The sequence below is a fragment of the Paenibacillus sp. DS2015 genome (genome assembly GCF_050433705.1).
In the GTDB taxonomy this organism is placed as follows: Bacteria; Bacillota; Bacilli; order Paenibacillales; family Paenibacillaceae; genus Paenibacillus_AQ.
Map to the genome: position 1 here is coordinate 17,011 of NZ_JBNPWS010000021.1, position 12,894 is coordinate 29,904.

Sequence of the window (12,894 nt, forward strand, 5' to 3'; positions counted from 1 at the left end):
TTTTAACTACGGGCTCGTTATTTTTAATTTATTTCAGATCTGTGAACAGCACCTGATCTTCATTAGAGTCATCCAAATCTTCTTCCTGTTTAGGGGAAGGTGGCGTATACCCATGTTTTGCAATGACGTACCACATGGATCCAAATCCTAGGGCGCCAATGAAGGCGAACAAGGTACCTGTTCTATACATAGCTTCAGCACCAAAGCTCTGGAATATCCATCCACCCATGAATCCACCGACGATACCTGCGAAACCACTCCATGTTAGCGTATATACTGCTTGACCTGTTGCACGGTAAGGCTTGGGAACGAGGAGGAGGCTAAGCTGTGTACCCACATAGAAATAGCCTCCAAAGGTAATACAATGAAACACTTGGATCAATACAACCTGGATGGGGAGGGTGGCATCAGCCATAAGCATCCAACGAAAGCCAAAGAGTAAGCTTACGAGTGCGAGGCAACCCATCAACCAAGAAATGTTACGTTTGAGGTAACGATGAAACAGTAAAAATACAGCGACCTCAAAAAAGGAAGATAAGAATACGGCTAATCCTACCATCTTTTTGGAACCGCCAAGTTCTGTAATGTATAGAGACATAAATGTGTTATTCATGGCATTAGGAATGGAGACTACAACACCAAGAACAATAAATGAGAGAAAATAACGATTTACCAATATATTTGCGAATCCTCTAATATATAATGTGGGCGATTCCGAAGGCTTCTGAAGCTTAGGAAGTAGCATGAGTACTCCTATCGCCAACATAAGTAGAACTGTGAATACAATGGATATTTTTGCTACACCTGTCCAGTCTAGAATCAGTCCGGTAGCTATGGCGATGACGCCCCATCCTAGAGAACCCCACAGGCGGAAGGATCCGAATTTATAGCTTGTATCTTCAATATATCCAAGAATAAGACTATTACTGTGCGAGAACACAGGAGACTGGAAGAAGAAGAATAGAACCATAGATATATATACCAAGACAAAGGTATCAGATTGGAATACAAATTGAACCATAACTAGTGTCCCTATCATCATAATAAGGAGTACTCGTTTCATATTATGAACTCGTTCGCTCCAGAATCTCCAAAAAGGATTAGCCAATAGAGAAACGATAGGACCTAAAGCTAACAAGCTCCCAATTTCAAATTTGTTCATCCCAGCATCCTGCAAGTACAGTTGAAAGAAGCTAGTGAAGATTACCATAGTACCGTATATCAAAAAGTTAAACAGCTTTAAAGAGGATAAGGAAGATTTCGTATCTATGGATTCACGCAATAGCGACATTCCTTTCCGACTGATTGCTCTAACCGATAATGAATTCTTAGGAGGCAACAACAACACTTTATCACGTGTTGAAAGTGGTTTCAAACCATAAATTAAGCGAATTCCTAGATATTATAAATATCTCTCTAATTAAAGGGGAAATAAATGTAGTCAACACTTACGATTCATGCGGTGGATGATGAGACTGGCCCATCCAATAGCCATTTGTGGCTGTCTAGATCAGTTTATACTTTCTTGAATAAATATAACCACTGTACGAATGAATCATATATGGATGATGATGAGTTTACTCAAATAATGCACACTTGGGGATACACCTGCAGGTTATAGAAGAGTATAAGGTGACAAATTATATAGTAAGCGCTTGCAATATGAGTTATGATAGCGTTCAAGGTAGCCGATTCCCCCTAGTAATCGTATGCCGTGTATTGATAGAATATGATCCTCGTATAAGCGGGGATCCCTTTTTTTTGAAGTAGTAGGTGTAGGTGTAGGTGGTTATTATTTAGGCGGCGTAGTGTGAAGTAGATCACTTAAACTATTTAACATTTGATGTATTATTAAATCAAGAAAGCGCTATCTTTACGACTGCAGAGGAGGTTATGAATGATATGATGACCATGACTATAGAATCTTTAGATGAGTCTAAGGTATGCTTGAAGTGGATAGAGGGAAGAGGATGGGGTTATCAACTACTGATTGATTTCTTAGGTGGTCCACCGAGCTTGTCTTTAATCGCCCAATGGCGTCAGTATATGATGATGAGAGATGAGATTGTACTCACAGAGGGCGGACAGAAGCTGCAACAATTATTATCAGGCATCGCTCCACAGCAACTGATGGAAGTATGTATGACAGAAGAATCTGAATACAGGCGATTGTTTGATAGTGAGAATTCCATGTTTCCTTCCCTCTGTGAGAGTGTTTATCGCGGTTTGAAGGGGGAGGATCTTGCGAATTGTATGATGGATATCCATGAGATGTACGCTCACCATGGCATTGTCTTTAATAAGTTGAATCATGAGCGGGATGATCATATCGTTCTAGAGCTTGAATTTATGGCTGTACTTGTAGAACGCACTTTAGATAGCAAGCGGATCCATAGCTCACATCTTGAGCTTATTGATTCCCAGATTCAATTCCTTGATCAACATCTATTACAATGGGTCCCATTGCTTGCTGAGGATCTCTCCTTCATCACTCGGAGCCCCTTATATATGGAAGTTGCAAATGTTCTCAAAGAATTTATTACGGATGACATGAAGATGCTTTGTGCTTGGCGTGCTAGTATGATCTAATCATATCTCTACATTTAGGGATACATAGCCACATAACCACATAAGACGTATATAAGCTGGGGCCTTGGAAAGAGAAGGAACCGGCTTTTTTGTTGAAATGAGTCAAAGTAGTGACGTACATACCCCTATTCATCGTAATACGAATACCATCTTTTTGAGACGATATCGTCGTATCGTTAAGTTTCTATCCCTTGATCAGCGTTATTTCTATTCCTTGCTGAATCATTGCTATATCTTCAAGAGTGACCTTGCCGGCCATCTTATTCAACGTATTGGCAGTTCCACAGGCTGCACCAAGTAGAAGTACATCTTGGATGTCGGACCCACGATATAATGCAGAGACGAGCCCTGCCATCATGGCATCGCCACTGCCCACAGGATTGACAGCTTCTACCTGAGGAATATGGATTCGATACTGATAGTCAGCAGATACAGCGAGTGCACCGCGTTCTCCTTGGGATACAACAACAAACGGTGTACCCTCTTTGATAAAGGAAGACATAGCCTGAAGAGTAGATAGGTCATTACCTGGAGCTATTCCTAGCAGTTCGGCTAATTCATGCTCATTTAGCTTCACCAGATCTGGTCTTCCATGGAGACCTTCACGAAGGGCTTCGCCGCTGGCATCTAGGGCAACCTTGGCTCCCTGGTGATGGGCAATTTCGGTAAGCTCGGCATAGATCCATGAGGGACATCCTGAAGGTATACTACCAGAGAGGACAATACAGCTAGAGGATTTAGCTAATTGTTCAATTTTGTGACGTAGCCGTTGTAAGTCTATCTGGGTAATGGGTGGCCCAACCTCAATAAGCTCAGTGTGAGTACCTTGTGTAGGATCAAGGATGGTAATCGCACGCCTTGATTCGCCGTGCGCAAGAGTCAGGAAATCAGTAGGAATGGATTCTTCCTTCAGACCTGAGAGAATAGCAGCGCCGTTGTAGCCAGCAACGAAACCCGTTGTAGTCACACCTTCACCTAAAGCATGAACTACACGAGCAACATTAACACCTTTGCCGCCAGGAACGGATAGGTATTCATGGGTTCTATGTAGATGATCTACATAAAAGTTAGACACGGTATAGGTAATATCTAAGGCTGCATTTAAAGTGACCGTTGTAATCATCATGTGTAACTCCTTTACGAACTTAAATTCTAAAGATGGTTATACATACGTTATTTTATCATGAATGAGATCTGATATACGACGATACATCGAAAAGACGCGCCCACCTTTCCCAGAGGGAAAAGAGAACGCGTCTTTAAGTTCATTCGCTATACGTTGGAACGATTCCTTTTCAAAAAAATTTAAATCTCGATTAGCGTGCGATTAATCCTGTACTTTAGGTTTTCTGAATTTCATCAAGAATTCATATACAATCGGTACGATGACTAGTGTTAACACTGTAGAACTGATCAGACCACCAATAACAGTGATTCCGAGTCCGCGGGATATAATACCCGCACTGTCCTCAAGTCCAGTAACGAGTGGCAGCAATGCGCCAATAGTGGCTAGAGCAGTCATGAGGATTGGACGAAGACGTGTTCCACCTGCTTCGAGTAACGCTTCACGTGTAGTCATGCCTTCTTCTTCTTTATGAATAACGCGGTGAATGAGAACGATGGCATTCGTCACCACGATCCCAATGAGCATAAGCGCGCCCATAAGGGAGGACACATTCAGTGTTTCCTTAGCAAGCAACAATCCGACGAGCGCGCCGATGACTGTGAATGGTAAGGAGAACAGGATGGCGAATGGTGCGAGACCACCACCGAAAGTTACGACGAGCACAAAGTACACTACAGCGATAGCGGCCGCCATGGCAAGACCAAGCTGCTTGAAGGTGTCATTAATTTGTTCCGTCGACCCCCCAAATGTGATCTCGATCCCATCAGGCTTATTGATCTCTTTAATTTTAGCTTCAAGATCGGTAGAAGCGCTACCCACATCTGCGGTAATGATATTAGCCGTAATAGAAACAGTCATTTTACCATCTGTACGTGTAATGGAGTTAGGGGAGACACCCTTCTCTACCTTGGCTACGTCCTTGATGGGAACGGCCATACCCAGTGGAGAAATAATAGTCTCATTACTGATCTCATTCATATTTTTATAATCATTCGTGTCTGTTTCAATGTAAACTTTATAGTTTTTGTCATCTACTTCTATTTCAGTTAGAACGGGACGCTCACGAACAGGACTCAGTTTCATGGCAATCTGCCCTGCAGTAAGTCCAAGTGAACTCAATTTCTCCTGATCAGCTACAATCGTATATTGATCATAAGAAGTAGATAGACTAGTCTTCGCTTTGTCGAAGTGTTCTGTATCTTCCTGAACGAGTTGTAGAATTTGGTCGGATATCGGCTTGATATCTTCGAGACTATCACCGAATACACTAACGCTGAGACCCGAACCAAGCATGCCGCCAGTCATATCAAGGGTTGCCCATACGCCTTTTGGAACTTCCTTTTGTAAATTTTCAACCAGTTCTTTCTGGACATCTTCGAAGTTCTTAGTATCGGTATTGTATTCTATATAGAATAACCCTGAGGTGGATGCACCAGCCCCACCCATAGGATTACTACCTCCAATGGAATATTGCATCTTCTCAACACCTGGTTGGTTTAGGATATACTTCTCCGCCTCCAAAGCACGTTTCTCAACAACGTTCAGTGGGTCACCAGGTTCAGGTGAATAGGTTACCATTGCAAACTTATCTTTTTGTTCCGGCATGAAGCTCGTGCCGATCAATGGATATAAGAATAAGCTGCCGACGAGCATAAGAACGGCTATTCCGAAGGTTATCAATTTATGATTCAAGGTCCAGTTCAGGATGCGTTGATATCCTTTAGCCATTTTTCCTATTTCATGATGATTGGAAGCCTTCTTCTTCAGTTTGATACCCTTCTTGAACAGTGTATGTGCAAGCATAGGTACAATCGTAATCGCGATAATGAGTGAAGCAAGTAGAGCAAACACCATCGTTAATGCGAAGGGTAGGAACAACTCACCGACCATACCACTTACGAAAGCTAGAGGTAGGAATACCGCAATGGTTACAATGGTAGATGACATAATCGGAACGAACATCTCACTTGTGGCTTCACGTACTAATTCACGACCACGTAGCTTCTCACCAGGGTCTGTCATTCGTCTATAAATATTCTCAATAACGACAATAGAGTCATCGATAACCCGACCTATGGCTACGGTCATCGCACCAAGTGTCATCATATTTAGCGTAATGTCCATTTGCCATAACACAAGTAGAGCTGCAAGTAGTGATAGTGGGATGGAGATAATCGAAATAATAGTAGAGCGGATATTTCTTAGAAATAATAGAATGATAATGACAGCGAACAAGGCTCCGAAGACTGCTTTGCTAAGCATGGTATTAACAGAATCCTCAATAGGTTGCCCTTGGTCAAGCAGTGTTGTCAATTCCAATCCATCATAATCGCTCTTCAAATCAGTTGCTTTGTCTTTCACAGCGTTCACGACATCAACCGTATTCGCATCATTGTCCTTCACAATTTGAATACCTATGGATTCGACACCATCGGTACGGGAGATGGATTCGGCTTTACCAATAACTTCAATATTGGCAATCTCACTTAGCTTAATCGTAGGGATGCCAACAGCAGTTGCTGTTATTGGAGCTTCAGTAGTCGGAGTTGGAGTTGCTGTTGCACCTTCAGCTTGTGGACCCGCTGAAATTCCCGGTTGAGCGCCAGGAGCTGAACTGCTCATGTTGGGAACGACGGGAATCGTAAGATTCTTTAAATCATCCAGATTAACGATATTACCATCTACTACAACGGCCTTTTGAGATTGTTCTAGATTGAATAGTCCTAGAGGTACTCGTAGTGATGAACCCTGTACAATACCTTGGACCGTGTCTTGGGTAAGACCGAGTTCTTTCATTTTATCTTCATTGAATTTGAGTTGTACTTCTTTCACATATTGTCCTGATATGCTCACGGTAGCCACACCTGGGATTTTCTCCAATTCTGGTTTAACTTGATTCTCAATGACACGTGTTAACTCTTCCAAATCCTTAGCATTGTTGTTAGAGGCACTTAGAGAAACAACCGGAAATGAACTTATGCTGAACTTGGAAATCGTAGGTTTTTGCGCACCATCTGGTAAAGTGACTTCATTAAGGGCTTCACGTACAGCCGCAGTGGCTTGATCCAGATTAGTACCATAGTCGAACTCCATGGCTATGGAAGAGGCGTTCTCCATGGAGGTAGAAGAGACGGTCTTCACGCCATCTACATTACGCAGACGTTTCTCTAGCGGGATCGTGACGTCCTGGACAACACCTTCAGGAGCGGCACCGGGATAAATAGCCGTAATACTTAAAAAGGGAATATTGATATTAGGCATGGTCTCTTGCTTCATTGTGACTCCAGCGAATAATCCAGCAGCAGTGACAATAATGGTCAGAATCCAGATGGCAAACTTGTTATTCAATGAGAAATTAATAATACCTTTCATAATATGGATCTCCACTCCTCTTTCTATCTGTTCTTATTTTTACAACTTAAAGTGAACGGTCAGACTGACCAATGAAGTATAATTTAACGATCTCCAGTAACTCTTTCTTCATATCCTCAACTTCGGGAATTTGCTCTAGATTAGCTAGCATACCCATTAGAATAGCCCGACGAGGCTGATTGTTTACAAGCTCAGTCTCCAATATATGTATGGATTCAAGAGCATCCGTAAGCTGATCTCCCTCACATAATTTCTCTTTTAAAACGAATCTCATCTCTTTGGATATAAGTAAGGGATGGCGTTGAATACTAGCTTGTTTCCGGTCGGTATTGAACCAATGTGACAAGATATCTGAAGGAATAAGGGGTTCATAGTGGTTAGTTAGCATGCTATCTGCGACATGATCGAGTAAGAAAATTAATTGGTTGGACATATTTCGAATATTCAACGGTAGATATTCAGGAATAAACATAATCCGAATGTAGGAAATTAACATCCCACTAACCATCAAAATTAAATCCAATGTATAGGGTTTCAATTCGGGACCATAAATCGTTTCAAGTTTAGTCTTGAACCAATCTATTGTTGTGAATTGATCTTCAAAGATGCATCCTGACATTTCGTTTTTAGGGGGGTTTGCCCCGTCCATTAATTGATGTTTTACAAATTCACGTAGCTCAAGCATGTGGCTGAGAAGAGTTTCAAATTGTTGTTGGAGCTGCTCTTTCGGAGAGAGTTGTGTCTCTAGCTCGACTTGCATTATACTGTTGCTAATCATATGGATGCAGTATAAATAAATACTTTTTTCTAATTCTTCTTTCGATTTGAAATGAAGATAAAGACTTCCCTTAGACATCCCACAGACTTCGGCTATTTCTTGCATAGATGTTGAAGAGATTCCTTTAGTGGAGAATAGCTGCAAAGCGGCTTTCAGAATATGATTCTTCTTGTCCGTTGTTTTCTGAGACAACGTCTTGTTCTCTCCTTTCAGAACTACAGGGTTCCATTATTGACTGATCAGTCAATATTATAATATAAAGAAAAGGCGGTTACAACTTTCACTGTTAAGTGAAGTCCTAACCGCCTTTTGTTATGAAATCAATTTAAGTCCAATAGCGGAAACAAGGATCATGGAGATGAACATCATACGCTTCCATTCCTTCTTCTCGCCAAACATGAGCATCCCTACGACAGCACTTCCGACCGTTCCGATTCCTGTCCATACAGCATAGGCTGTTCCCATGGACAGACTTGTCATGGCGTATGAGAGTAGACTGAAGCTTAAGACAAATGAGCAAGCCATTAGCAGATAGAATTTCCATCCCTTATGATCGGCAACCCCCTTCATTCCGATCACGCCGAAGACTTCACATATACCTGCTCCAATAATTGCTAACCAAGCCATCAGACAGTCACCTCCTGCTGTTGCTCATGGTTATCTGTAATCATTTTCAGACCCATGACGCCCACTAATAGTAGGAGGATGAGTAACACCTTGGATATGCGGAAAGGTTCACCGAACACAAGCATCTCTGCAAGGACGGTTCCTCCAGTCCCTAGACCGGTAAATACCGCATAGACTGTTCCAATCGGAAGGCGTTTTGTAGCGGCTACAATGAGGCTGAAGCTGATAATAATCGTAATGCCCGTCAAGATCCATTCGAAAACCGTGTCAGCATGCTTCAAGCCCGATACCCAGAAGACCTCTACAATGCCTCCTATAAATACATAAAGCCAACTGCGATTCATAATGTTACTCCTTTACTCTTGGTGAGATTTAATGTAATGTATACCAGCCCAAAAGATGGGCCATGCAGCTTCAATTCTCTTCTCAGATTTGCTGAATCCCCCATAAATGATCTCTATCGTGATTCCGTCAATAAGTGTCATATAAGCGATAGCAATATTTTTAGTTGAATAGAGCATAAGGTCGTTTTGTTCAGACGTTTGCGCTAATAGTTTGGCTAAAGAGTCCTCCAATGATTCGAGAAAAGGATAAACAAGCTGCATAACCTCGTCATATAGATGAGTGGGCGGGAAGAAGGACATACGCAGCACGAATTTACTCTCGCCTTCAAGTGCATACTCTTCCTGAAGGAAATAGAGTAACCCCTTGAGCTGCATCGCGAGTTCTTGGTGTCTATTATTCAGAAAATATCGCTTGATACGGTGCTTTTCTTCAACTAGCGCTAACTTGAGCACTTCCAAGAACAAATCGTCTTTTCCTTTGAAATGGGCGTATATAGAAGGTTTCCGAATTCCAACTTCTTCTGCCACTTTACGAAGAGAGGTTCCCTCGAATCCATCCTTTGCAAAATGAGCAAGAGCCACTTTTTGAATTTTCTGTTTCGATGTCAAAATGAAGTTCACCACGCCTTCCTACCTATCGTTCGTTAGGTAATTATTTCACGTTCCAGGGAGGGTGTCAACGTGGTTATAGTAAAATTTCTATTTACTTGTAAAGTAGAGATAGGAAGATGATTATGAATCATGTACAATGTATCTTGTTATAAGAAATTAAGAAATTAATAGTAGTGCTCTCTAAATGAAGCTGACTAGAAGTGAGGGGAAGTATGAGAAGGGGATTGCAGGTTGTACTGATTGCCGCAATTTTATTTGCATTTTATTATTTTGGGTTCGGGGTAGTGGGTCATACAGCGGGGACAATTGTTAGTATATTTTCAACACTTACGGTCATTTCATTATGTTTTATTATTTTTATGGAAAATCGTAACCCATCCACCACATTGGCTTGGATTTTGTTGTTAGCCCTAATTCCGGTGGTTGGCCTTATATTTTACTTCCTATTCGGACAGAACTACTTCAAACGACGTAAGTTTGATAAGAAAATGGTTCGTGACATGGAAGCCTATCAAAGAATAGAGAATGAGGAGCTCCGGATCCATCAAGATCTGTCACAGTTTACATTCAACCAGCAACAGTTAATGAAATTATCGCAGCGTTTAGCACGCACCGCGATTTCATTCTCAACGGAGACGACGATCCTCACCAATGGAGAACAGACCTTCTCCACCTTGTTGAGAGAGCTTGAGCAAGCCAAGCATCATATCCATATGGAATATTACATTTTTCGTGCAGATGATATAGGAACACGAATTCAACAAATACTTATCCACAAGGCTAAATCTGGCATTAAAGTTAGATTTATGTATGATGCCGTAGGTAGCCTTCAATTGTCTAAATCCTTTCTACAAGAGTTGGTAGATTCGGGTGTGCATGTAGTTGCCTTTGGCAATGCGAAGACGATGTTCTTCTCCAGTCGGGTGAATTATCGCAACCATCGCAAGATTGTTGTTATCGATGGGAACGTGGGCTTTATTGGTGGACTGAATGTGGGAGATGAATATTTAAGTCGGAGTACAACTTACGGATTCTGGCGCGATACACATATGTTTGTTAAAGGTGAGGCCGTAAGGACATTACAGATTATCTTCTTACAAGATTGGCTGTATATGACAGGAGAGAAATTTTTAGATCAGGAATACTTATCACCAGCACTGGGTAGCATTGGGGATGGTGCGGTTCAGATGATTGCAAGTGGACCCGATAACGAGCGCCGTGTACTCCGTAATATCTTCTTCTCTATGATTACTTCAGCCAAATCGAGTATATGGCTAGCTACACCCTATTTTATTCCGAATGATGATATCCTAACGGCGCTACGTGTGGCTGCATTATCAGGGATAGATGTCAGGATTCTATTCCCTGCAAAGCCGGACAAGTGGCTTCCATTCTATGCCTCTCATTCGTATTTTCCTTCCTTAATCGAGGCAGGTGTGAAGATATATGAATATGAGAAAGGGTTCCTTCACTCCAAGTTGCTGATCGTGGATGGGGAGATGGCAACCATTGGCACGACCAACATGGACATGCGTAGCTTGAATCTTAATTTTGAAGTCAATGCTCTGTTAGTCCATACACAAAGTGTTCAACAAATGGTGTCAGACTTTAATCGAGATTTGAAATCAGCTACACTGATCGATAGAGAAGAGTTCAAGAACAAGAAAGTATGGGAGCGATTCTTAGAGTCTGCAGCACGCTTAATGTCACCTTTACTTTAGAAAGTAATGCAACTGGAGATAATAAAAAATAGTGCAATTGAAGATAATAAAAAGCATCCGTTAATTTAATCATGACGGATGCTTTTTATTGAAATATAAGAATTTATATGTTGTACATAATAAATGATCCTGATATTTTTACGAGAAACGGATGCCGTCCCTTGAAAGGACGGCGCAGCCGTTTCTTCTCATGTCATTTGCTATTAAAAACAGGGTTAGAATGTCGTTAAACCAAGGATTTTCTGTAATCTAAAGACAACATCTTTTAACCAAGTAGTATCCTCTTGATAAGCATCGAGTGGTAAGGTATACTGCGCATCTTCGTTAGACCAGAGTCGGTCAAAGTAAGCACTTATTTCATGATCTAATGTCGAACCCGCAGGAGCGGATATCCAGAGATCATTTTCTAAATTGTAATCGTCCAAATTGCGAGAGGTGAAGTTGGTCGATCCACCAATGATAACTGAATCGTCTACAGGCTTCGCGATATACAAAAGCTTGGAGTGATATTGTTCTTTCGTTGTGTTGTACCAACGAATATGGATAGCTTCCTTAGATCTAATAGACAATTCGGCAGCTACGGGCCTATTGGGGATACCGATCTTATCCCGTCCGAAGGCGTTCTGGTTAGGATCAAGGATCAGTCGAACATCCACGCCGCGAGCTGCCGCATCCAGTAGTGCATTCAGAACCTTTTCATCTGCTAAATAGAACATTCCCATCCATACAGTGTCCCCTTGGCTTGCCTGCTTGATTTCTTCCAATACATACTTATACACTTTTCCTTCTGTTAAGTACCTTACACCCATAGCATCATTAGATATGGTTTGGTTACTTGGCTTGGAGGTATACTCTGGCAGTTTAATATCACTAGAAAGGTTAGCAGCGGACTGCTCGGTAGCTAGAATATCTTTGATGATATCTCCTTGTACCTCAAAGGCGATATTAGAATGGTAGGCACTTGCATCATGGACATTTCCAGAGGAGACCAGGGCGGTATTCTCACTAATAACGACCTTGCGATGATTGGCTTTTACATTAAGGAGTTCAAGATAAGACCGGAGTGTAAGATTTGGACCATTACTTGCCATAAGATTAGGAAGGTGTCCATTGCCTGATTGTCCGAACCACTGAAAAAAGGTACGCCACACCGATGAATATACGGGTGTAGAGTCTCGTAAAGGATCAACATCCGTCATGATGACTTGAATGCCTGCTGTGCTCATTTCCTCAAGGAGATGATTTGGAGCAGAATCATAATTCGTATTGACTTGATCTGTAATGAAGATGATGTCCATGTCAGGGTATTGTTGTTGCTGAGCAATAAGCTTGTCTGTTAGCATACGGCTAACTTTAGGGTAAGAGTCACCTTCATGGGTGTAATCATTAAAAAGGAATAAATCAATGACGAGAAACTGCTTAGATTCTTCCACAATAGTTAGCATTCTTTTTAAAATTTGTTGTTCATATATTATTTTTCCACTCTCATTAGGATAGGTAAGATCATGCCAGAATTGGATGCTGTTGACTTGGTAGAGTGGGCTTTCATAAGAAGTTCCCTGTGGTAGTGGCTTATAAACGTGGTATAGCATAACGGCGAGCAACCATAGAATAATTAAGCCCAAGATTGTGTATATCCTTAGTTTACGACGTTTCTTCCGTTGAGGATTAATATTGTTATTTCTTGTGATGTGTTTCGTATATGGGGAGTGAAATCCCATGAAT

Annotated in this window: 11 protein-coding genes; 3 read left to right on the forward strand and 8 right to left on the reverse strand. The window is 41.6% G+C overall.

Annotated features, from left to right (window positions below):
* Positions 1–28: 28 nt before the first annotated feature.
* Positions 29–1,282 (reverse strand): MFS transporter, encoded by a 1,254-nt coding sequence (locus J2T13_RS17280; protein ID WP_429373580.1) that lies wholly within the window; start codon positions 1,280–1,282, stop codon positions 29–31.
* Here J2T13_RS17280 and J2T13_RS17285 point away from each other — a divergent pair.
* Both J2T13_RS17285 and J2T13_RS17290 read left to right on the forward strand, forming a co-directional pair.
* On the forward strand, positions 1,197–1,382 hold the full coding sequence (locus tag J2T13_RS17285) for a hypothetical protein (RefSeq protein ID WP_429373594.1): 186 nt from the start codon (positions 1,197–1,199) through the stop codon (positions 1,380–1,382). The genes J2T13_RS17280 and J2T13_RS17285 overlap by 86 nt on opposite strands.
* 520 nt (positions 1,383–1,902) lie before the next feature.
* Positions 1,903–2,589, forward strand: a complete 687-nt coding sequence (locus J2T13_RS17290) for a TorD/DmsD family molecular chaperone (RefSeq protein WP_429373476.1) — start codon at positions 1,903–1,905, stop codon at positions 2,587–2,589.
* A gap of 184 nt (positions 2,590–2,773) precedes the next feature.
* Here the strand turns inward: J2T13_RS17290 and J2T13_RS17295 are convergent, their stop codons facing one another.
* The 6 genes from J2T13_RS17295 to J2T13_RS17320 all read right to left on the reverse strand — a co-directional run bounded on the left by J2T13_RS17295 (position 2,774) and on the right by J2T13_RS17320 (position 9,445).
* Positions 2,774–3,715 (reverse strand): 1-phosphofructokinase family hexose kinase, encoded by a 942-nt coding sequence (locus tag J2T13_RS17295; protein ID WP_429373478.1) that lies wholly within the window; start codon positions 3,713–3,715, stop codon positions 2,774–2,776.
* Between the two features lie 201 nt (positions 3,716–3,916).
* Complete coding sequence (locus tag J2T13_RS17300) at positions 3,917–7,087, reverse strand: efflux RND transporter permease subunit (protein WP_429373480.1); 3,171 nt, start codon at positions 7,085–7,087, stop codon at positions 3,917–3,919.
* 46 nt (positions 7,088–7,133) lie between these two features.
* Positions 7,134–8,057 (reverse strand): TetR/AcrR family transcriptional regulator, encoded by a 924-nt coding sequence (locus J2T13_RS17305; RefSeq protein WP_429373482.1) that lies wholly within the window; start codon positions 8,055–8,057, stop codon positions 7,134–7,136.
* 120 nt (positions 8,058–8,177) lie between these two features.
* Complete coding sequence (locus tag J2T13_RS17310; protein ID WP_429373484.1) at positions 8,178–8,492, reverse strand: DMT family transporter; 315 nt, start codon at positions 8,490–8,492, stop codon at positions 8,178–8,180.
* Positions 8,492–8,836, reverse strand: coding sequence for a DMT family transporter (locus tag J2T13_RS17315; RefSeq protein ID WP_429373485.1), 345 nt, complete (start codon positions 8,834–8,836; stop codon positions 8,492–8,494). The genes J2T13_RS17310 and J2T13_RS17315 overlap by 1 nt, the downstream gene beginning before the upstream one ends.
* A 12-nt stretch (positions 8,837–8,848) precedes the next feature.
* Positions 8,849–9,445, reverse strand: coding sequence for a TetR/AcrR family transcriptional regulator (locus tag J2T13_RS17320; protein ID WP_429373487.1), 597 nt, complete (start codon positions 9,443–9,445; stop codon positions 8,849–8,851).
* A gap of 215 nt (positions 9,446–9,660) precedes the next feature.
* On the opposite strand from J2T13_RS17320, the gene cls reads away from it, so the two are divergent.
* On the forward strand, positions 9,661–11,169 hold the full coding sequence (gene cls, locus J2T13_RS17325; protein WP_429373489.1) for a cardiolipin synthase: 1,509 nt from the start codon (positions 9,661–9,663) through the stop codon (positions 11,167–11,169).
* A 215-nt stretch (positions 11,170–11,384) separates the two neighbouring features.
* Here the strand turns inward: cls and J2T13_RS17330 are convergent, their stop codons facing one another.
* Entirely contained in the window at positions 11,385–12,890 is a 1,506-nt protein-coding gene (locus J2T13_RS17330; protein WP_429373491.1) for a phospholipase D family protein, read from the reverse strand.
* Positions 12,891–12,894 lie beyond the last annotated feature (4 nt).

What these genes read in the sequence shown, in the direction of transcription:
- J2T13_RS17290 (WP_429373476.1), top strand. Translation starts at nt 1,903, where the DNA reads ATGATGACCATGACTATAGAATCTTTAGATGAGTCTAAGGTATGCTTG.
- J2T13_RS17295 (WP_429373478.1), bottom strand. Translation starts at nt 3,715, where the DNA reads ATGATGATTACAACGGTCACTTTAAATGCAGCCTTAGATATTACCTAT.
- J2T13_RS17300 (WP_429373480.1), bottom strand. Translation starts at nt 7,087, where the DNA reads ATGAAAGGTATTATTAATTTCTCATTGAATAACAAGTTTGCCATCTGG.
- J2T13_RS17310 (WP_429373484.1), bottom strand. Translation starts at nt 8,492, where the DNA reads ATGGCTTGGTTAGCAATTATTGGAGCAGGTATATGTGAAGTCTTCGGC.
- J2T13_RS17315 (WP_429373485.1), bottom strand. Translation starts at nt 8,836, where the DNA reads ATGAATCGCAGTTGGCTTTATGTATTTATAGGAGGCATTGTAGAGGTC.
- cls (WP_429373489.1), top strand. Translation starts at nt 9,661, where the DNA reads ATGAGAAGGGGATTGCAGGTTGTACTGATTGCCGCAATTTTATTTGCA.
- J2T13_RS17330 (WP_429373491.1), bottom strand. Translation starts at nt 12,890, where the DNA reads ATGGGATTTCACTCCCCATATACGAAACACATCACAAGAAATAACAAT.